19 protein-coding genes are annotated in these 19,003 nt (G+C 59.8%); all 19 read left to right on the forward strand.

What is annotated here, in order from left to right:
• Positions 1-52 precede the first annotated feature (52 nt).
• The 19 genes from LOY55_RS07695 to motD all read left to right on the forward strand — a co-directional run bounded on the left by LOY55_RS07695 (position 53) and on the right by motD (position 18,976).
• On the forward strand, positions 53-1,432 hold the full coding sequence (locus LOY55_RS07695; protein ID WP_223522586.1) for a flagellar hook-length control protein FliK: 1,380 nt from the start codon (positions 53-55) through the stop codon (positions 1,430-1,432).
• 223 nt (positions 1,433-1,655) lie between these two features.
• Entirely contained in the window at positions 1,656-2,153 is a 498-nt protein-coding gene (fliL, locus tag LOY55_RS07700; RefSeq protein WP_046032834.1) for a flagellar basal body-associated protein FliL, read from the forward strand.
• A gap of 9 nt (positions 2,154-2,162) precedes the next feature.
• Positions 2,163-3,131 carry a flagellar motor switch protein FliM gene (gene fliM / locus LOY55_RS07705; RefSeq protein WP_046032835.1) on the forward strand — a complete coding sequence of 323 codons (969 nt, stop codon included), beginning with the start codon at positions 2,163-2,165 and terminating at the stop codon, positions 3,129-3,131.
• A 65-nt stretch (positions 3,132-3,196) separates the two neighbouring features.
• Positions 3,197-3,655, forward strand: coding sequence for a flagellar motor switch protein FliN (gene fliN / locus LOY55_RS07710; protein WP_046032836.1), 459 nt, complete (start codon positions 3,197-3,199; stop codon positions 3,653-3,655).
• Entirely contained in the window at positions 3,656-4,114 is a 459-nt protein-coding gene (gene fliO, locus LOY55_RS07715) for a flagellar biosynthetic protein FliO (RefSeq protein ID WP_046032837.1), read from the forward strand.
• On the forward strand, positions 4,114-4,872 hold the full coding sequence (gene fliP, locus LOY55_RS07720; protein WP_109786416.1) for a flagellar type III secretion system pore protein FliP: 759 nt from the start codon (positions 4,114-4,116) through the stop codon (positions 4,870-4,872). Before fliO ends, fliP begins: the two co-directional genes overlap by 1 nt.
• Positions 4,869-5,138 (forward strand): flagellar biosynthesis protein FliQ, encoded by a 270-nt coding sequence (gene fliQ / locus LOY55_RS07725; RefSeq protein ID WP_007948918.1) that lies wholly within the window; start codon positions 4,869-4,871, stop codon positions 5,136-5,138. Before fliP ends, fliQ begins: the two co-directional genes overlap by 4 nt.
• A 3-nt stretch (positions 5,139-5,141) precedes the next feature.
• On the forward strand, positions 5,142-5,927 hold the full coding sequence (fliR, locus tag LOY55_RS07730) for a flagellar biosynthetic protein FliR (RefSeq protein WP_046032839.1): 786 nt from the start codon (positions 5,142-5,144) through the stop codon (positions 5,925-5,927).
• A 3-nt stretch (positions 5,928-5,930) separates the two neighbouring features.
• Positions 5,931-7,070, forward strand: coding sequence for a flagellar biosynthesis protein FlhB (flhB, locus tag LOY55_RS07735; protein ID WP_223522588.1), 1,140 nt, complete (start codon positions 5,931-5,933; stop codon positions 7,068-7,070).
• A gap of 249 nt (positions 7,071-7,319) precedes the next feature.
• Positions 7,320-9,449, forward strand: coding sequence for a flagellar biosynthesis protein FlhA (flhA, locus tag LOY55_RS07740; RefSeq protein WP_046032841.1), 2,130 nt, complete (start codon positions 7,320-7,322; stop codon positions 9,447-9,449).
• 11 nt (positions 9,450-9,460) lie between these two features.
• Positions 9,461-10,795, forward strand: a complete 1,335-nt coding sequence (gene flhF, locus LOY55_RS07745) for a flagellar biosynthesis protein FlhF (RefSeq protein WP_046032842.1) — start codon at positions 9,461-9,463, stop codon at positions 10,793-10,795.
• Positions 10,796-10,911: 116 nt separating this feature from the next.
• Positions 10,912-11,742: a flagellar synthesis regulator FleN gene (gene fleN / locus LOY55_RS07750; protein ID WP_003222917.1), complete on the forward strand. Its 831-nt coding sequence runs from the start codon at positions 10,912-10,914 to the stop codon at positions 11,740-11,742.
• On the forward strand, positions 11,739-12,479 hold the full coding sequence (gene fliA, locus LOY55_RS07755; RefSeq protein ID WP_007894214.1) for an RNA polymerase sigma factor FliA: 741 nt from the start codon (positions 11,739-11,741) through the stop codon (positions 12,477-12,479). The genes fleN and fliA overlap by 4 nt, the downstream gene beginning before the upstream one ends.
• A gap of 167 nt (positions 12,480-12,646) precedes the next feature.
• Entirely contained in the window at positions 12,647-13,018 is a 372-nt protein-coding gene (locus LOY55_RS07760; RefSeq protein ID WP_003183998.1) for a chemotaxis response regulator CheY, read from the forward strand.
• Positions 13,019-13,040: 22 nt separating this feature from the next.
• Positions 13,041-13,829 carry a protein phosphatase CheZ gene (locus LOY55_RS07765; protein WP_046032843.1) on the forward strand — a complete coding sequence of 263 codons (789 nt, stop codon included), beginning with the start codon at positions 13,041-13,043 and terminating at the stop codon, positions 13,827-13,829.
• Positions 13,830-13,884: 55 nt separating this feature from the next.
• Complete coding sequence (locus tag LOY55_RS07770; RefSeq protein ID WP_223522589.1) at positions 13,885-16,137, forward strand: chemotaxis protein CheA; 2,253 nt, start codon at positions 13,885-13,887, stop codon at positions 16,135-16,137.
• 50 nt (positions 16,138-16,187) lie between these two features.
• Positions 16,188-17,330: a chemotaxis response regulator protein-glutamate methylesterase gene (locus LOY55_RS07775; protein WP_223522590.1), complete on the forward strand. Its 1,143-nt coding sequence runs from the start codon at positions 16,188-16,190 to the stop codon at positions 17,328-17,330.
• Positions 17,330-18,070 carry a flagellar motor protein gene (locus LOY55_RS07780; protein WP_046032846.1) on the forward strand — a complete coding sequence of 247 codons (741 nt, stop codon included), beginning with the start codon at positions 17,330-17,332 and terminating at the stop codon, positions 18,068-18,070. The genes LOY55_RS07775 and LOY55_RS07780 overlap by 1 nt, the downstream gene beginning before the upstream one ends.
• Positions 18,071-18,085: 15 nt before the next feature.
• A complete protein-coding gene (motD, locus tag LOY55_RS07785) occupies positions 18,086-18,976 on the forward strand; it encodes a flagellar motor protein MotD (protein ID WP_046032847.1) in 891 nt (296 codons plus the stop codon).
• Positions 18,977-19,003: the final 27 nt, after the last annotated feature.

Consider the following 19,003-nt stretch of genomic DNA (forward strand, 5'->3'; position numbering starts at 1 on the left):
CACGTATACCGATCAACTGTACCTACGATCCCAGTGCAGCGGAGACCGTTTTATGCCCGTTACCCCCAATTCACTTCTTCAGGCCAGCCCGGCGGCCAAGACTCCCGCCGCTTCCGCCAATACCCCGGCGGTGGCTGCCGAGCCAGGGGACAAGGCGTCCAGCTTTGCTGAGGTTTACGCCAAACAGGGTCAGGACACGCCTGTTGTGGTCGCTGATAAATCGGCCAAGCCGACGACTGACAATGCGCCGCAAGACGCCGCCAAGCCTGGCGCCAGCACCGATACGGCTGCCGTCGTGGAACCTGCGGTTGCCGATAGCGGCAATTCCTTGCCCGCCGATAAACCGGCGCCGACAGATGACACGACGGCCAGCGATGACCCACTGCTGACAATTGATACGCCGGTAGCCGATGTTCCACCGGCAGATCCGACCCTCGATCCGGCCCTCGATCCTGTCTTGATGCAAGCCGTGCAGCCGTTGGTGACTGTGCCGGTAACGCCGGCACCTGCACCGGTTGTGGCGAGCGTTGCGCCGAAAGTTGAAGCGCCGGTGGCTGCAGCCGTCGTTGCCGCTCCCGCGCAAGTGGCCGCTCCTCTCGCTGACAGCGGGTTCGATCCTGAAGCCGATCCACTTGATGCGCTACCAGCCGTGCGTCTGGCCATGGAGCAAAGTGGTCACGTGTCCGCTTCCAGCCAGGCCCAGCCAAAAGCTTCCCAGGCCCAAGTCCAGGCCAACAGCGAGCCGACGTCGGCGCAGAATTTTGCCGCCGGCATGGCGAGCATGCTCGACCTGCAAGTCGATAAAGACAGCACCAGCCAAGGCGGCGAGAAAGCCTTCAGCGGTCTCATCGACGATGGCCTGAAAGACCTGACCTCCGCCAGCAGCGATACCCGTGTCGACGACTTCGCCAACCGTCTGGCGGCATTGACTCAGGCAGCCACACCCAAGACCGCCAACGCGTTGCCGGTGAATCAGCCGATCGCCATGCATCAAAGTGGCTGGACCGAAGAAGTGGTCAACCGGGTCATGTACCTCTCCAGCGCCAATCTCAAGGCGGCGGACATTCAGTTGCAACCGGCCGAACTGGGTCGCCTGGATATTCGGGTGAACATGGTTCCGGACCAGCAGACCCAAGTCACCTTCATGAGCGCCCATCCAAGCGTTCGCGAAGCGCTGGACAGCCAAATGCATCGCCTGCGTGACATGTTCTCGCAACAGGGCATGGGGCAGGTCGACGTCAACGTGTCCGATCAGTCCCGTGGCTGGCAGGGGCAGGGTCAAGAGCAGGCTCAGCAGGGGCAGGGTGGACGCACCAGCGCCAGTGGCGGTCGCGTTGATTCGATGGATGAGGAGCTTTCGGCTTCCATCACTGAAGCCACCGCCGAAACCAGCAGCGTGATCGGCTCAAGCGCGGTCGACTACTACGCCTGATCAAACGCAACAAAAACCTGTGGGAGCGGGCTTGCCCGCGATGAGGGTCTGACAGTCAAAATCTTCATTGACTGTCACACCGCTATCGCGCGCAAGCCCGCTCCCACAGTCGTTTAGGGTGGCTGAAGCTCCCGGCCCCAACTGCCTCCGACACTTCTGGCATAACACTTGCTCTTGCCTTGCCGTGCGACTGTGAAAACCCGAATAGTGACGGATTATTGGCATGGCGAAGAGCGAAGCAGCAGTAAAAGACCCCGCAACCAAAGGCAAGATCAAGCTGATCATTTTGATCGTGGTGGCCTTGCTGCTGGCGATCGGCATGTCCGTGGGGGCGACCTGGTTCTTCATGAATAGCGCCCAGAGCAAGCCTGTTGCCGCGGAACCCGCAGTGGTTGGCAAGCAGCCCGCGATCTTCGAACCCATGGCGCCGGCCTTCGTGGCCAACTACAACCAGAATGGCCGTCAGCGCTACATGCAGGTGAGCATCACCATGCAGGGGCGCAATCAGGCCGACCTGGAAGCGCTCAAGGTGCACATGCCGGTGATCCGCAACAATCTGGTCATGCTGTTCTCCGGTCAGGATTTCGCCACGCTGGCAACGCCGGTTGGTCAGGAAATGTTGCGCCAGAAGGCTACGGCCAGCGTGCAGGAAGTGGCGCAGAAAGAGCTCGGCAAAGTGGTTATCGAACAGTTGCTTTTCACTAATTTCGTACTGCAGTAGGAACACGACATGGCCGTGCAGGACCTGCTGTCCCAGGATGAGATCGATGCGCTGTTGCATGGCGTCGACGATGGTCTGGTACAGACCGATAACGTTGCTGAACCCGGCAGCGTCAAAAGCTACGACCTGACCAGCCAGGATCGCATCGTCCGCGGACGCATGCCGACCCTGGAAATGATCAACGAGCGTTTTGCCCGTTACACCCGCATCAGCATGTTCAACATGCTGCGCCGCTCGGCGGACGTTGCCGTCGGCGGTGTGCAGGTCATGAAGTTTGGCGAATACGTGCACTCGCTGTACGTACCGACCAGCCTCAACCTGGTCAAGATCAAGCCGTTGCGCGGTACCGCGCTGTTCATCCTCGACGCCAAGCTGGTGTTCAAGCTGGTGGACAACTTCTTCGGTGGCGACGGCCGTCACGCCAAGATCGAGGGGCGTGAATTCACCCCGACCGAACTGCGTGTGGTGCGCATGGTGCTGGAGCAGGCCTTCGTCGATTTGAAGGAAGCCTGGCAGGCGATCATGGAAGTGAACTTCGAGTACATCAACTCGGAAGTGAACCCGGCCATGGCCAACATCGTCGGCCCGAGCGAAGCGGTAGTGGTGTCCACGTTCCACATCGAACTCGATGGCGGTGGCGGCGACCTGCACGTCACCATGCCGTACTCGATGATCGAGCCGGTGCGTGAAATGCTCGACGCCGGTTTCCAGTCCGACCTCGACGATCAGGACGAGCGCTGGGTCAATGCCTTGCGTCAGGACGTGCTGGATGTCGACGTGCCGATCAGCGCCACGGTTGCCCGTCGCCAGTTGCGCTTGCGCGACATCCTGCACATGCAGCCGGGGGACGTTATCCCGGTCGAGATGCCGGAAGACATGATCATGCGCGCCAATGGCGTGCCGGCCTTCAAGGTCAAGATGGGCTCGCACAAAGGCAACCTCGCGTTGCAAGTGATCGAGCCGATCGAGCGCCGCTGACCGGCGCTCCACTTCCCTATTAATTGACTGCTCTTGATTGAATAGTTGCCCGCCGAGGACAAATGATGAACGACGATATGAACGCCCAGGACGACCAGGCGCTGGCTGATGAGTGGGCTGCGGCCCTGGAAGAAACCGGTGACGCCGGTCAGGACGATATCGACGCCTTGCTGGCTGCCGATACCGCTGGCTCGTCGTCCAACCGTGTGCCGATGGAAGAGTTCGGCGGCGTGGCGAAAAGCAACGATCCGGTAAGCCTGGAAGGTCCGAACCTGGACGTGATCCTGGATATCCCGGTATCGATTTCCATGGAAGTGGGCAGCACCGACATCAACATTCGCAACCTGCTGCAACTCAACCAGGGTTCGGTGATCGAGCTGGATCGTCTGGCCGGCGAGCCGCTGGACGTGCTGGTCAACGGCACATTGATCGCTCATGGCGAAGTGGTTGTGGTCAACGAGAAGTTCGGCATTCGCCTGACCGATGTGATCAGCCCAAGCGAACGCATCAAGAAGCTGCGCTAAGTGAAAAAGGTCCTGGGTTCTTTGCTGGCATTCGCGCTGGCGTTGCCGTTCAGCGTGCTGGCTGCCGAACCGGTAACGACCGCGACGGTGGCCGCAGCGCCCGCCGTCAGCAGCGGTGTGGCCGGGCAATTGACACAGTTGGTGTTCGGCTTGCTGTTGGTGCTGGGGTTGATCTTCTTCCTCGCCTGGCTGCTGCGCCGGGTCCAGCAGGCCGGGCCGGCCGGTAAAGGGCAGGTGATCGAGTTGATCGGTTCCCGTGCGCTGGGCCCGCGCGACCGTTTGATGCTGGTGCAAGTCGGTAACGAACAGATTCTGCTCGGCCTCAGCCCTGGCACCATCACTGCGCTGCATGTGCTCAAGGAGCCGGTGCAAGTGCCGGGCGGGACTGAGAAAGCGACCCCCGAGTTTGCCCAGCATCTGTTGAAGATGCTCGGCAAGGATCAGAAGGATAAGAAGTAATGGGTGCGTTACGCATCGTCTTGACGCTGGCCCTGATGCTGGCTGCACCGCTGGCGTTCGCCGCCGATCCGTTGTCGATCCCGGCGATCACCCTGGGCACCAACGCCAATGGCGCTCAGGAATATTCGGTCAGCCTGCAAATCCTGCTGATCATGACGGCGCTGAGTTTCATCCCGGCGTTCGTCATGCTGATGACCAGTTTCACCCGGATCATCATCGTCTTCTCGATTCTGCGTCAGGCCCTGGGCCTGCAACAGACACCGTCGAACCAGATTCTCACGGGCATGGCGTTGTTTCTGACGATGTTCATCATGGCGCCCGTCTTTGATCGGGTGAACCAGGACGCCTTGCAACCGTATCTGGCGGAAAAACTCACCGCTCAGGACGCCGTCGCCAAGGCCCAGGTGCCGATCAAGGATTTCATGCTGGCCCAGACGCGCAGCAGTGATCTTGAACTGTTCATGCGCCTGTCCAAGCGTACCGATATCGCCTCGCCGGATCAGGCGCCGCTGACCATTCTGGTGCCGGCGTTTGTCACGTCCGAGCTGAAAACCGCGTTCCAGATCGGCTTCATGATCTTCATTCCGTTCCTGATCATCGACCTGGTCGTGGCCAGTGTGTTGATGGCGATGGGGATGATGATGCTCTCGCCGCTGATTATTTCCCTGCCGTTCAAAATCATGTTGTTCGTGCTGGTGGATGGCTGGGCGTTGATCATCGGTACGTTGGCGAGCAGCTTCGGCGGTGTATCGCCATGACGCCGGAAGTGGCGGTAGACATCTTTCGCGAAGCGCTGTGGCTGACCACTATGATGGTCGCCGTGCTGGTGATTCCCAGCCTGCTGGTCGGCCTGTTGGTGGCGATGTTCCAGGCCGCGACGCAGATCAACGAACAGACCCTGAGCTTCCTGCCGCGCCTGTTGGTCATGCTGGTGACGCTGATCGTTGCCGGTCCGTGGCTGGTGCAGACGTTCATGGAATACATCCTGCAGCTGTACGGCAGTATTCCTCAGGTCATTGGCTGAACCATGCCCTCGTTGTTGCAGCTGACCGACATCCAGATCAGTACCTGGGTGGCGACTTTCATGTTGCCGCTGTTTCGCATCGGGTCGTTGCTGATGGTCATGCCGGTGTTCGGTACGACGCTGGTGCCCAAGCGAGTGCGTTTGTACTTCGCGCTGGCAATCACCGTGGTGATTGCGCCGGGCCTGCCACCGATGCCGCCGGTCAATGCGCTGGACCTGAGCGGGTTGCTGCTGATTGCCGAGCAGATCCTGATTGGCGCGGTGCTGGGCTTTTCCTTGCAGTTGTTTTTCCAGGCCTTCGTGATCGCCGGGCAGATCGTCTCGATTCAAATGGGCATGGGTTTCGCGTCGATGGTCGACCCCACCAACGGCGTTTCGGTGGCGGTGATCGGGCAGTTCTTCACCATGCTGGTCACGCTGCTGTTCCTGTCGATGAACGGGCATCTGGTGGTCTTCGAAATTCTCTCGGAAAGCTTCACCACGCTGCCGGTCGGTAGCGGGTTGATGGTCAATCATTTCTGGGAGCTGGCCGGCAAGCTTGGCTGGGTCCTGGGTGCCGCGTTGTTGCTGGTGCTGCCGGCGATTACGGCGCTGCTGGTGGTCAACATCGCGTTTGGCGTGATGACCCGGGCTGCGCCGCAGCTCAACATTTTCTCTATCGGTTTCCCGCTGACGCTGGTGCTCGGGCTGTTCATTGTCTGGGTCGGGCTGGCGGACATCATCAATCAGTATCAACCGCTGGCCAGCGAGGCCTTGCAGTTTTTACGCGAACTGGCACGGGCGCGCTGAGTCATGGCTGAGAGCGAAAGCGGTCAGGACAAAACAGAAGACCCCACGGAGAAACGCAAAAAGGACTCCCGGGACAAGGGTGAAATTGCGCGCTCCAAGGAGCTCAATACCCTGGCGATCATGCTCGCCGGCGCGGGCGGATTGCTGATTTTCGGCGGTGCCCTGGCGCAGGAGATGATGGAATTGATGCGGATGAACTTCACGCTGTCGCGGGAAGTCATTCTGGATCAGCGCAACATGGGGGCCTTCCTGCTGCATTCAGGGCAGATTGCCCTGGTCGCGATTCAACCCGTGATGATCACCTTGTTGCTGGCTGCTTTGATTGGCCCGATTTCCCTGGGTGGCTGGTTGTTTGCGGCAGGCTCGATGGCACCGAAATTCAGTCGAATGAACCCCGGTGCGGGCCTCAAGCGAATGTTTTCGGCCAAGGCTATCGTCGAGCTGCTCAAGGCGCTGGCGAAGTTTTTGATCGTGCTGTTCGTGGCGCTGGCGGTGTTGTCTTCCGACATCGACGACCTGATGCGTATCGCGCACGAACCGCTGGAGATGGCGATCATTCACAGTCTGCAAGTCGTCGGCTGGAGCACGTTGTGGATGGCCTGTGGGCTGATCATCATCGCCGCTGTCGACGTGCCGGTGCAGTTGTGGGAAAGCCACAATAAACTGCTGATGACCAAGCAGGAGGTGCGCGACGAACACAAGGATCAGGAAGGGCGGCCGGAGGTCAAGCAGCGCATTCGCCAGTTGCAGCGCGAGATGTCGCAGCGCCGGATGATGGCAGCCATTCCCGAGGCCGATGTGGTTATCACCAACCCGACCCACTACGCCGTCGCGCTCAAGTACGACCCGGACAAAGGCAGCGCGCCGGTGCTACTGGCCAAGGGTACTGATTTCCTGGCCTTGAAGATCCGTGAAATCGCCGTGGCCAACGAGGTGCTGCTGCTCGAATCGCCAGCCCTGGCGCGTTCGATCTATCACTCCACCGAGCTTGAGCAGGAAATTCCCGGCGGGCTGTACCTGGCGGTCGCTCAGGTCCTGGCCTACGTCTACCAGATCCGCCAGCACCGTGCGGGCAAGGGCAAGCCGCCGGAGCCGCTCAAGGATGATCTGCCGATTCCACCGGATCTGCGCCGCGATTCCTGATCCCTACGCCTGTAGCAGCTGCCGAGCTTGCGAGGCTGCGTCCGGCTCGGTCCGCGCTCGGGCGAAGCAGTCGTAAGGCTTTGCGAGGACTCCGTCCTCGGACGCAGCCTCGCAGGCTCGGCAGCTGCTACAAACCCTAATAAACCCCTCTATTTACGACCTTTGCAAAAGTTGGAAGGCTTCTTGCAATAGCCGCCCTGCGCCTGCTTCAGGCGTCAAAAGTTTGCTTTAAAGGAACGGGGAAAACCGGTGGATCGCTCTCAGTTACTCAACAGTGCCCGCACAAACGTTGCCGACTTAAGTCGGGGCAATCTGGGCGTGCCGTTGCTGCTGCTGGTCATGCTGGCCATGATGATGCTGCCGGTGCCGCCGTTCCTGCTGGACGTGTTCTTCACGTTCAACATTGCGCTGTCCATCGTCGTGTTGCTGGTCTGCGTCTACGCCTTGCGGCCGCTGGATTTTGCGGTGTTCCCGACCATTCTGCTGGTGGCGACGCTGTTGCGGCTGGCGCTGAACGTGGCCTCGACGCGAGTGGTGATGCTCCACGGTCAGGACGGTCATGCTGCCGCCGGTAAGGTGATCCAGGCCTTCGGTGAGGTGGTGATCGGCGGTAACTACGTGGTCGGTATCGTAGTGTTCGCGATTTTGATGATTATCAACTTCGTCGTGGTGACCAAGGGCGCCGGGCGGATTTCCGAGGTGAGCGCGCGATTCACCCTCGATGCGATGCCCGGCAAACAAATGGCGATCGACGCCGACCTCAATGCCGGCCTGATCGATCAGAACCAGGCCAAGCTGCGCCGGATGGAAGTCGCTCAGGAAGCCGAGTTCTACGGTTCCATGGACGGTGCCAGTAAGTTCGTGCGCGGTGACGCCATCGCCGGCCTGCTGATTCTGTTCATCAACCTGATCGGCGGCATGGCGGTTGGTATCTTCCAGCACAACATGTCATTTGCCGACGCAGGCAAGGTTTACGCGCTGCTGACCATTGGTGACGGTTTGGTGGCGCAATTGCCATCACTGCTGTTGTCCACCGCTGCAGCGATCATGGTGACCCGTGCTTCCGGTTCGGAAGACATGGGCAAGCAAATCAACCGCCAGATGTTCGCCTCGCCCAAAGCGTTGGCGGTGGCCGCTGGCTTGATGGCAGTGATGGGCCTGGTGCCCGGCATGCCGCACTTCTCGTTCTTGAGCATGGCCGCCGTCGCCGCCGGTGGTGCCTACCTGTTCTGGAAAAAACAGAACGTGGTCAAGGTTCAGGCGCTGCAAGAGGTCAAGCGTCAGCAGGAACTGCTGCCTTCGCCGGCCCGTGCCATGGAAACCAAAGAGCTTGGCTGGGATGACGTCACCCCAATCGACATGATTGGCCTTGAAGTCGGCTACCGCTTGATTCCGTTGGTTGACCGCAATCAGGGTGGTCAGTTGCTGGCGCGGATCAAGGGCGTACGCAAGAAGCTGTCCCAGGACCTGGGCTTCCTGATGCCGACCGTGCATATCCGTGACAACCTCGATCTGGCGCCGAGTGCCTATCGCCTGACGTTGATGGGGGTGATCCTGGCCGAGGCGGAGATTTATCCGGATCGCGAACTGGCGATCAACCCGGGGCAGGTTTACGGCACGCTTAATGGCATAACTGCCAAGGATCCGGCATTTGGCCTGGAGGCGGTCTGGATCGAAATCAGCCAGCGGGCCCAGGCGCAATCGCTCGGGTACACCGTGGTCGATGCCAGTACGGTCGTGGCAACCCACTTGAACCAGATTCTGTACAAGCACTCCAGCGAACTGATCGGTCACGAAGAAGTCCAGCAACTGATGCAGTTGCTGGCCAAAAGCTCGCCTAAACTGGCCGAGGAATTGGTGCCGGGCGTGGTTTCGCTGTCGCAACTGCTCAAGGTGTTGCAGGCGCTGCTGGCCGAACAGGTGCCCGTGCGCGATATTCGCAGCATCGCCGAAGCGATCGCCAACAATGCGGCCAAGAGTCAAGATACTGCCGCATTGGTGGCCGCAGTGCGCGTCGGCGTATCGCGCGCAATCGTGCAAAGCATTGTAGGCACTGACTCCGAGCTACCAGTGATCACTCTGGAGCCAAGGTTGGAACAGATATTGCTCAATAGTCTTCAGAAGGCAGGACAAGGCTCGGAAGAGGGTGTTCTGCTGGAGCCAAGCATGGCGGAGAAGCTGCAGCGCTCGTTGATCGATGCGGCGCAGCGTCAGGAAATGCAAGGTCAACCGGTGATTCTGCTGGTGGCCGGTCCGGTTCGCGCAATGTTGTCGCGATTTGGCCGACTGGCAGTCCCGGGTTTGCATGTGTTGGCTTATCAGGAAATCCCTGACAACAAGCAAGTGACCATCGTTGCGACAGTAGGGCCCAACGGCTGAGGTAGTGGTTTATGCAAGTTAAGCGTTTTTTCGCCGCCGATATGCGTCAGGCCATGAAACTGGTTCGTGATGAGCTGGGCGCCGATGCAGCCATTATTGGCAATCGCCGGATCGCCGGTGGTGTCGAGCTGACGGCTGCCCTGGATTACAAGTTGTCGGCGCTGGCCCCGCGTGTTCCGAACATGGAACTCGAGGATGAGCTGCGCAAGACCCAGTCGCGGATCGTCACCGCCCAGGCCGAACTGAGCCTGCGTGGCGATGGCGAAACTGACGGCGACAAGACCACCAATCGCCAGCTGTTCGCCGGTCTGCCGCTGACCGCCGCCGAGCCGCTGATCGAGCCGACCTACGCCGAGCCGCGTCGCGCTGCGCCAGCACCGGCACCTGCCGCGGGCGGCGTGGATCCGCGTGCGTTCGACTCGATGCGTTTCGAACTCAACAGCCTGCGCGAACTGATGGAAGTGCAGCTCGGCTCGCTGGCCTGGAATCAACTGCAAGGCAGCCGTCCGGCCCAGGCCAATCTGTGGCGTCGCCTGCAACGCATCGGCTTGTCCGGCCCGTTGTCCCGCGATTTGCTGGCGATGGTTCCCGACATCGATGAGCCCCGTCAGGCCTGGCGCATGTTGCTGGCGCACCTGGCGCGGATGATTGCCACGCCGGAAGTCGAACCACTGGAAGAGGGCGGTGTGATTGCCATGGTCGGTCCTGCCGGCATGGGCAAGACCACCACGCTGGCCAAACTCGCGGCCCGTTACGTGCTTAAGTACGGCGCGCAGAACATCGCGCTGGTGAGCATGGACAGCTTCCGCATCGGTGCCCAGGAACAACTCAAGACGTTGGGGCGTATCCTCAATGTGTCGGTAACCCACGTCGATCCGGGCCAGTCCCTGGTTCAGGCACTGGAGCCGCTGCTGCGCAAACGCGTCGTGCTGATCGATACCGCGGGCCTTCAGGCCAGCGATCCGGCACTGCGCATGCAGCTTGAAAGCCTGGCCGGACGTGGCATCAAATCAAAAAATTATCTGGTATTGGCAACCACCAGCCAGAAACAGGTTCTAACAGCCGCTTATCACAGTTACAAGCGCTGCGGGCTCGCTGGCTGCATCCTGACTAAACTGGATGAAACGGCAAGTCTGGGCGAGGTGTTAAGCCTGGCGATCAGTCATGAGTTACCGGTGGCCTACCTGACTGACGGTCCGCGGATTCCGGATGATTTGCATCTGCCGCGTCGTCATCAATTGGTCAGCCGTGCCGTCAGCGTACAAATGCAGGAAGAACCCAGCGAAGAAGCCATGGCTGACATGTTCGCTGATATTTACCACAGCCCGACCAAGCAGGTTGGCTAAGGTAGTAATGAACAGTTTTTGTACCTACATCGATGGTCTGCCATGCATTGTTCCAATTGCGAACGCGCAGCCAGTAATGTGGCCTCCGTCTATGCAAGACAAGGTAAAGAAATAACATGGGCAGCATGCATCCCGTACAGGTGATCGCGGTGACCGGCGGCAAGGGTGGCGTCGGCAAGACTAACGTGTCAGTGAATTTGTCGCTGGCCCTGGCTGAGCTCGGCCGTCGCGTCATGCTGTTGGACGCTGACCTGGGCCTGGCGAACGTTGACGTCCTGCTGGGACTGACACCCAAACGTACCCTGGCCGACGTGATCGAAGGCCGCTGCGAGCTGCGCGACGTTCTGTTGCAAGGGCCGGGCGGTATTCGAATCGTTCCGGCGGCGTCCGGTACACAGAGCATGGTTCACTTGAGCCCGGCGCAACACGCCGGCCTGATCCAGGCGTTCAGTGATATTGGCGACAACCTCGACGTACTGGTCATCGACACCGCTGCAGGTATTGGTGACTCGGTAGTCAGTTTTGTTCGCGCGGCCCAGGAAGTATTGCTGGTGGTCTGCGATGAGCCCACCTCGATCACTGACGCCTACGCGCTGATCAAATTGCTCAACCGCGATTACGGCATGAACCGCTTCCGTGTCCTGGCCAACATGGCCCAGAGCCCGCAAGAAGGTCGCAACCTGTTCGCCAAGTTGACCAAAGTCACCGATCGCTTCCTCGACGTCGCCCTGCAATACGTCGGCGCGGTGCCTTACGACGAAAGCGTGCGCAAGGCCGTGCAGAAACAGCGCGCCGTGTACGAAGCCTTCCCGCGTTCCAAGTGTGCCCTGGCGTTCAAGGCCATCGCTCAGAAGGTCGATACGTGGCCGTTGCCTGCCAACCCGCGTGGGCACCTGGAGTTTTTCGTCGAGCGCCTCGTGCAACAGACCGCAGGACCCGTCCTATGACAGCCAGTGGCTACAACCTCTACAAGAAGTCGGCGCGTGACGCGCAGTACGAGCTGATCGAGCGTTACGCGCCACTGGTCAAACGCATTGCTTACCATTTGCTGGCGCGTCTGCCAGCCAGTGTGCAGGTTGAAGATTTGATTCAGGCCGGGATGATCGGCCTGCTGGAAGTATCGACCAAATACGACGCCAGCAAAGGCGCGAGTTTCGAGACGTACGCGGGCATACGAATCCGCGGCGCAATGCTCGATGAAGTGCGCAAGGGGGACTGGGCGCCACGCTCGGTCCACCGAAATACCCGCATGGTCAGTGACGCAATTCGCTCTATTGAAGCTAAAACCGGCCGTGACGCTAAAGATCACGAGGTTGCGGCCGAACTCCAATTGAGTCTCGACGATTATTACGGGATTTTGAACGACACCCTGGGCAGCCGCCTATTCAGTTTCGACGATCTGTTGCAAGACGGCGAACACGAAGGGCTGCACGAGGATGGCGCGAGTGCTCATCTCGAACCGTCACGCGATCTGGAAGATGAACGCTTCCAGGCGGCGCTGGCGGACGCGATTGCCAATTTGCCGGAGCGCGAGCGACTGGTGTTGGCGCTGTACTACGACGAAGAGTTGAATCTCAAGGAAATCGGTGAGGTCCTGGGGGTCAGCGAATCGCGGGTCAGCCAGTTACACAGCCAGTGCGCGGCCCGCTTGCGGGGGCGTTTGGGGGAGTGGCGAGCGCGCTGAAGGCAGTGTGGGGACACTGCGAACGTGGCTGGTGCGGTTTTGAACGGCACCGGTTGCGATCTGTTGTGCTCCAGACAGTCATCGAATGCATTGCCGGATTGATTGAAATGGCGCGTCCAGGTGCTGGGCGCGTTTAAGACTGCTTGGAGGTCGAATTGGACAAGAACATGAAAATCCTCATCGTTGATGACTTCTCAACGATGCGGCGGATCATAAAAAACCTGTTGCGTGACCTTGGGTTCACCAACACGGTCGAGGCCGACGATGGCACTACTGCCATTCCGGTTCTCAACAGCGGGAGCATCGACTTTCTGGTAACGGACTGGAACATGCCTGGCATGACCGGTATCGACTTGCTGCGTCACGTGCGCGCCGATGAAAAGCTCAAGCACCTGCCGGTGCTGATGGTGACCGCTGAAGCCAAGCGCGAGCAGATCATTGAAGCAGCCCAGGCCGGTGTAAACGGCTACGTGGTCAAACCCTTCACGGCCCAGGCGTTGAAAGAAAAAATCGAGAAGATTTTCGAACGCATCGGTTGATCCACTGCGCCACGGGGGAGCTATGGAGCATAAAGAATCTTCACTGGGCGATTTTGAATCGACCCTGAAAAAACACGCCGTCGAACTGGTCGCCAGCCTTGAAAAAGGCAGGTTCGGCGAGGCTGTGCAACTGATCCATGAGCTCAATCAGACCCGTGACCGCGGCCTGTATCAGGAAGTGGGCAAGCTCACTCGCGAGCTGCACAGCGCGATCGTCAACTTCCAGATTGACCCGAACATGCCGCAAGCCGAGGAAGTGTCACAGATCACGGACGCCACCGAGCGCCTGGGGTATGTGGTCAAGCTCACCGAGGCCGCGGCCAACCGCACCATGGACCTGGTGGAAAGCGCCACGCCGCTGGTCAACAACCTGAGCGATGAAGCCCAGGCGTTGAGCACCGACTGGAGCCGGTTCATGCGTCGTGAAGTCGGGGCTGAAGAGTTTCGTGAACTGGCCCGTCGGGTCGACGGTTTTCTGACTCGCAGTATCGAAGACAACCGCATGGTGTCGAGCAACCTCAACGACATCCTGCTGGCTCAGGATTACCAGGACCTCACCGGTCAGGTCATCAAGCGTGTGACCCAATTGGTCACCGAAGTTGAAAGCAATTTGCTCAAGCTCGTACTCATGGCCAGCCAGGTAGACCGCTTTGCGGGTATCGAACATGACCGTGAATCGATGCTGGCTGAAAAAGATCCGCAAAAACATCTCTCTCAGGGTGAAGGTCCGCAGATTCATGCCGATAAAAGAGAAGACGTTGTGTCCGGTCAGGACGATGTGGACGATTTGCTATCCAGCCTGGGATTTTAGAGTTTTAGCATTCTAGGTTTTTTAGGTTTTTAAACCTGTTAGGAGCACCCCATACATGAGCTTCGGCGCCGATGAAGAGATCCTTCAGGATTTCCTGGTTGAGGCCGGCGAGATTCTAGAGCAACTGTCCGAACAGCTGGTCGAGCTTGAGAGCCGACCGGATGATGCGGACTTGCTCAATGCAATTTTTCGCGGTTTTCACACTGTAAAAGGGGGCGCCGGCTTCCTCCAGCTCAACGAGCTGGTGGAGTGCTGCCATATCGCCGAGAACGTGTTCGACATCCTGCGCAAGGGTGAGCGTCGCGTTGATTCAGAACTGATGGACGTGGTGCTCGAAGCGCTGGACGCGGTGAACAGCATGTTCAGCGAAGTCCGCGAGCGCAGCCCGATCACGGCTGCCACACCTGAATTGCTGGCAGCTCTGGCCCGACTGGCCGAGCCGCAAACGGCTGATGAAGCTGCACCGGTCGCTGAAGTGTTTGAAGCGCCTGCCGCTGAAGCCGAATCGGGCGACATCACCGATAACGAATTCGAACAACTGCTGGACTCGCTCAATGCCGTCAAGGCTCAAGCTGAGGCTCCGGCGGCTGCACCTGCACCAACGCCTTCCAGCGATGCCGCTGCGAGCGACGAAATCACCGATGCCGAGTTCGAGTCCTTGCTCGATCAACTGCACGGTAAAGGCCAGTTCGCTGTCGATGCCGTGGCCGCCGCGCCAGCTGCACCAGCCGCCCCGAAAGCGGCAGGCGATAGCTCCGACATTACCGACGACGAATTTGAAGCACTGCTCGACCAGTTGCACGGCAAAGGCAACTTTGCGGTGGATGCGCTGGAGTCGGCCATTGCTTCTGTGCCAGTTCCTGCTGCGCCAACTGCAGCGGCGGCGGGTGGTGATCTGATCTCCGATCACGAGTTCGAATCGCTGCTCGACGAATTGCACGGTAAAGGCAAGTTCAGCGAAGTCGGCACAGGTTCTGCTGTATCGAATGTCGCGGCACCCGTCGCCAAGGCTGCCGCACCGGCCCCGATCGCCAAGGCGCCTGAACCGAAAGCTGAAACACCGAAACCAGCCGCCACTGCTGCACCGGCCCCGGTCCGTGCTCCAGCCGCGCCGCCACCGGAAAAACCGGCCAGCGAAGCCGAGACCACCGTGCGGGTCGATACCGCTCGCCTCGACGAAATCATGAACATGGTGGGCGAATTGGTGCTGGTGCGTAACCGCCTGGTTCGCCTGGGTGCCAACAGTGCCGACGAGGCAATGTCCAAGGCTGTGTCGAACCTCGACGTGGTCACGGCTGACTTGCAAACCGCGGTCATGAAGACCCGGATGCAACCGATCAAGAAAGTCTTCGGGCGCTTCCCGCGCCTGGTTCGCGACCTGGCTCGCCAGCTCAAGAAAGAGATCAACCTGGAACTGGTCGGTGAAGAAACCGACCTCGACAAGAACCTCGTCGAGGCCCTGGCCGACCCGCTGGTCCACTTGGTACGCAACGCGGTCGACCACGGCATCGAGTCGCCGGAAGAACGCGAAGCTTCGGGCAAGTCCCGTGGCGGCCGGGTGGTCCTTGCTGCCGAACAGGAAGGCGACCACATCCTGCTGTCGATTTCCGATGACGGCAAAGGCATGGACCCGAACGTCCTGCGTTCCATCGCGGTTAAACGCGGTGTGATGGACAAGGATGCGGCCGATCGCTTGAGCGATACCGAGTGCTACAACCTGATTTTTGCGCCAGGGTTCTCGACCAAAACCGAGATCTCCGACGTGTCGGGTCGTGGCGTGGGCATGGACGTGGTGAAAACCAAGATTTCCCAGCTCAACGGTTCGATCAACATTTACTCGACCAAGGGCCAGGGTTCGAAAATCGTCATCAAGGTGCCGTTGACCCTGGCGATCATGCCGACGCTGATGGTCATGCTCGGCAACCAGGCGTTTGCGTTCCCGCTGGTGAACGTCAACGAGATCTTCCACCTCGACCTGTCGACCACCAACGTGGTGGACGGCCAGGAAGTGGTGATCGTGCGAGACAAGGCGCTGCCACTGTTCTACCTCAAGCGCTGGCTGGTCAGCTCCGCCGCTCACGAAGAGCAGCGCGAAGGCCATGTGGTGATCCTTTCGGTGGGCACGCAGCGGATCGGCTTTGTCGTCGATCAACTGGTGGGCCAGGAAGAAGTGGTCATCAAGCCATTGGGCAAAATGCTCCAGGGAACCCCGGGCATGTCGGGCGCCACCATCACCGGTGACGGCCGTATTGCGCTGATTCTCGATGTTCCGAGCATGCTCAAGCGTTACGCCACACGGCGTATTTGATTCTGGTGGAGCGGGGCGACTGAGGCCCCGCTGCGTCTAACGGAGTGTTTATGGCAGTTAAAGTCCTGGTGGTGGACGATTCGGGGTTTTTCCGCCGCCGCGTCTCGGAAATTCTTTCAGCGGATTCGAATATCCAGGTCGTCGGTACGGCGACCAACGGAAAAGAGGCGATCGATCAGGCCCTGGCCCTCAAGCCGGACGTGATCACCATGGACTACGAGATGCCCATGATGGACGGCATCACCGCCGTGCGGCACATCATGCAGCGCTGCCCGACGCCGGTGTTGATGTTCTCGTCGCTGACGCACGAAGGCGCCCGGGTCACCCTCGATGCGCTGGACGCCGGCGCCGTCGATTTCCTGCCCAAGAATTTTGAAGACATCTCCCGTAACCCGGAGAAGGTCAAGCAACTGCTGTGCGAGAAGATTCTCAGCATTTCACGCAGTAACCGTCGCGCCAGCGCCTACAGCGCGCCGGCACCGGTTGCCGCGCCAACCCCGACGCCCGCGCCTTCGAGCGTCAGCAGTTACGGCAGCAGCACACCTTCGCGCCCTGCACCGGCACCGATCCCGACACGTACGCATCATGCCCCTGCGTCCCCCGGCCCATCGTCGCCTGCACCCAAGCGCAAAGCCTACAAACTGGTTGCCATCGGCACGTCCACGGGCGGTCCGGTTGCGCTGCAACGAGTCTTGACTCAGTTGCCGGCCAACTTCCCGGCACCGATCGTGTTGGTCCAGCACATGCCGGCAGCCTTCACCAAGGCCTTCGCCGAGCGTCTGGACAAGCTCTGCCGCATCAGCGTCAAGGAAGCCGAGGATGGCGACATCCTGCGTCCGGGCCTGGCGTTGCTGGCACCGGGTGGCAAGCAAATGATGATCGACGGCCGTGGCGCGGTGAAAATCCTGCCGGGCGACGAGCGTCTCAATTACAAACCGTGCGTGGACATCACCTTCGGTTCGGCAGCCAAGTCCTACGGCGACAAAGTTCTGGCGGTCGTACTCACCGGCATGGGCGCCGACGGTCGTGAAGGTGCTCGCCTGCTCAAACAGAGCGGTAGCGCGATCTGGGCTCAGGATGAAGCCAGTTGCGTGATCTACGGCATGCCGATGGCCATCGTCAAAGCCGATCTCGCGGATGCGATCTATGGGCTGGAAGATATTGGCAAGCACTTGGTCGAGGCGTGTATCTGATGGATGTTTTAAGCCTTATCGGCATCATCATGGCGTTCGTCGCCATTATTGGCGGCAACTACCTTGAAGGTGGCCACCTTGGCGCGCTGGCCAACGGCCCGGCGGCGCTGATCGTTCTCGGTGGGACCATTGGCGCAGCCTTGTTGCAGTCGCCGATGAGCGCCTTCAAGCGCGCCATGCAAATTGTTGGCTGGATTCTGTTTCCACCTCGCGTTGATCTGGCCGGTGGCATTGATCGAGTCGTGAACTGGAGCCTGACCGCGCGCAAGGAAGGATTGCTGGGCCTGGAAGGGGTGGCCGATGCCGAACCCGACAGCTACTCGCGCAAAGGCCTTCAGTTGCTGGTCGACGGTGCGGAACCGGAAGCGATTCGCAGCATTCTGGAAGTGGATTTCTACACCCAGGAAAGCCGCGATATCGAGGCCGCCAAAGTCTTCGAAAGCATGGGCGGCTACGCGCCGACCATCGGGATTATCGGTGCGGTGATGGGCCTGATCCATGTCATGGGCAATCTCGCTGACCCGACGCAACTGGGCAGCGGCATTGCCGTGGCCTTCGTCGCCACCATCTACGGCGTGGCCAGTGCCAACCTGGTGTTGCTGCCGATTGCGTCCAAGCTCAAATCGGTTGCATTGCGCCAATCGCGTTACCGCGAAATGTTGCTGGAAGGGATCCTGTCGATCGCCGAAGGTGAGAACCCTCGCTCTATTGAGTTGAAGCTTCAGGGCTTCATGGATTGATGGGGGTAATGGATTATGGCTCGTCGTCGCCAACCTGAAGAACATGTAAACCATGAACGTTGGCTCGTTTCCTATGCCGACTTCATTACCTTGCTCTTCGCATTCTTCGTGGTGATGTACTCGATCTCGTCGATCAACGAAGGCAAGTACAAAATCATTTCGCAAGCGCTGATCGGGGTCTTCACCGATGCCGATCGCTCTCTCAAACCGATCCCGGTGGGTGAAGAGCGACCGATGACAGTGACGCCGGCCAAGCCGTTGGTGAAAGACAGCGAGCAGGTCGATGCCGGTGTTGCCGGTTCCAACGACCCGCTCAAAAGCATTGCAGACGACATCAGCGCGGCGTTCGGCGACCTGATCAGCTCCAATCAGATGACCGTGCGTGGCAATGAGTTGTGGGTCGAGATCGAACTCAATTCCAGCCTGTTGTTCGGCAGCGGCGATGCCATGCCCAGCGACAACGCGTTCAATATCATCGACAAGGTGGCCGGGATTCTGAAGCCGTTCGACAACCCGATTCACGTCGAAGGCTTTACCGACGATCAACCGATCCGCACCGCGCAGTACCCCACTAACTGGGAACTGTCCTCGGCCCGCTCGGCGAGCATTGTGCGCATTCTGGCGATGCAGGGCGTGAACCCGAGCCGAATGGCCTCCGTGGGTTATGGCGAGTTTCAGCCCGTGGCCAACAATGCCACCGCCGAAGGCCGGGCACGCAACCGTCGTGTGGTGCTGGTGGTTTCGCGCAATCTCGATGTACGTCGCAGCCTCACCGGCACCGGAACCGCTCATGCGCAACCGGACGCCGCGTTGAAGCGTGCTGGCACACAAACTGCACCGTCAGCGGTCAAGTCGCCGGTACGAGAGAGCGCCGTCAATTCTCCGTCACCCGCATTAAAACGTTGAGCTATTTCTCGGCTGACCTCGTCGGCC

Source organism: Pseudomonas sp. B21-040, from assembly GCF_024748695.1.
In the GTDB taxonomy this organism is placed as follows: domain Bacteria; phylum Pseudomonadota; class Gammaproteobacteria; order Pseudomonadales; family Pseudomonadaceae; genus Aquipseudomonas.

What these genes read in the sequence shown, in the direction of transcription:
- fliP (WP_109786416.1), top strand. Translation starts at nt 4,114, where the DNA reads ATGGGTGCGTTACGCATCGTCTTGACGCTGGCCCTGATGCTGGCTGCA.
- motD (WP_046032847.1), top strand. Translation starts at nt 18,086, where the DNA reads ATGGCTCGTCGTCGCCAACCTGAAGAACATGTAAACCATGAACGTTGG.
- LOY55_RS07770 (WP_223522589.1), top strand. Translation starts at nt 13,885, where the DNA reads ATGAGCTTCGGCGCCGATGAAGAGATCCTTCAGGATTTCCTGGTTGAG.
- fliR (WP_046032839.1), top strand. Translation starts at nt 5,142, where the DNA reads ATGCCCTCGTTGTTGCAGCTGACCGACATCCAGATCAGTACCTGGGTG.
- LOY55_RS07765 (WP_046032843.1), top strand. Translation starts at nt 13,041, where the DNA reads ATGGAGCATAAAGAATCTTCACTGGGCGATTTTGAATCGACCCTGAAA.
- flhF (WP_046032842.1), top strand. Translation starts at nt 9,461, where the DNA reads ATGCAAGTTAAGCGTTTTTTCGCCGCCGATATGCGTCAGGCCATGAAA.
- LOY55_RS07695 (WP_223522586.1), top strand. Translation starts at nt 53, where the DNA reads ATGCCCGTTACCCCCAATTCACTTCTTCAGGCCAGCCCGGCGGCCAAG.
- fliL (WP_046032834.1), top strand. Translation starts at nt 1,656, where the DNA reads ATGGCGAAGAGCGAAGCAGCAGTAAAAGACCCCGCAACCAAAGGCAAG.
- LOY55_RS07780 (WP_046032846.1), top strand. Translation starts at nt 17,330, where the DNA reads ATGGATGTTTTAAGCCTTATCGGCATCATCATGGCGTTCGTCGCCATT.
- flhB (WP_223522588.1), top strand. Translation starts at nt 5,931, where the DNA reads ATGGCTGAGAGCGAAAGCGGTCAGGACAAAACAGAAGACCCCACGGAG.
- fliN (WP_046032836.1), top strand. Translation starts at nt 3,197, where the DNA reads ATGAACGACGATATGAACGCCCAGGACGACCAGGCGCTGGCTGATGAG.
- fleN (WP_003222917.1), top strand. Translation starts at nt 10,912, where the DNA reads ATGGGCAGCATGCATCCCGTACAGGTGATCGCGGTGACCGGCGGCAAG.
- LOY55_RS07760 (WP_003183998.1), top strand. Translation starts at nt 12,647, where the DNA reads ATGAAAATCCTCATCGTTGATGACTTCTCAACGATGCGGCGGATCATA.
- fliA (WP_007894214.1), top strand. Translation starts at nt 11,739, where the DNA reads ATGACAGCCAGTGGCTACAACCTCTACAAGAAGTCGGCGCGTGACGCG.
- fliM (WP_046032835.1), top strand. Translation starts at nt 2,163, where the DNA reads ATGGCCGTGCAGGACCTGCTGTCCCAGGATGAGATCGATGCGCTGTTG.
- LOY55_RS07775 (WP_223522590.1), top strand. Translation starts at nt 16,188, where the DNA reads ATGGCAGTTAAAGTCCTGGTGGTGGACGATTCGGGGTTTTTCCGCCGC.
- fliQ (WP_007948918.1), top strand. Translation starts at nt 4,869, where the DNA reads ATGACGCCGGAAGTGGCGGTAGACATCTTTCGCGAAGCGCTGTGGCTG.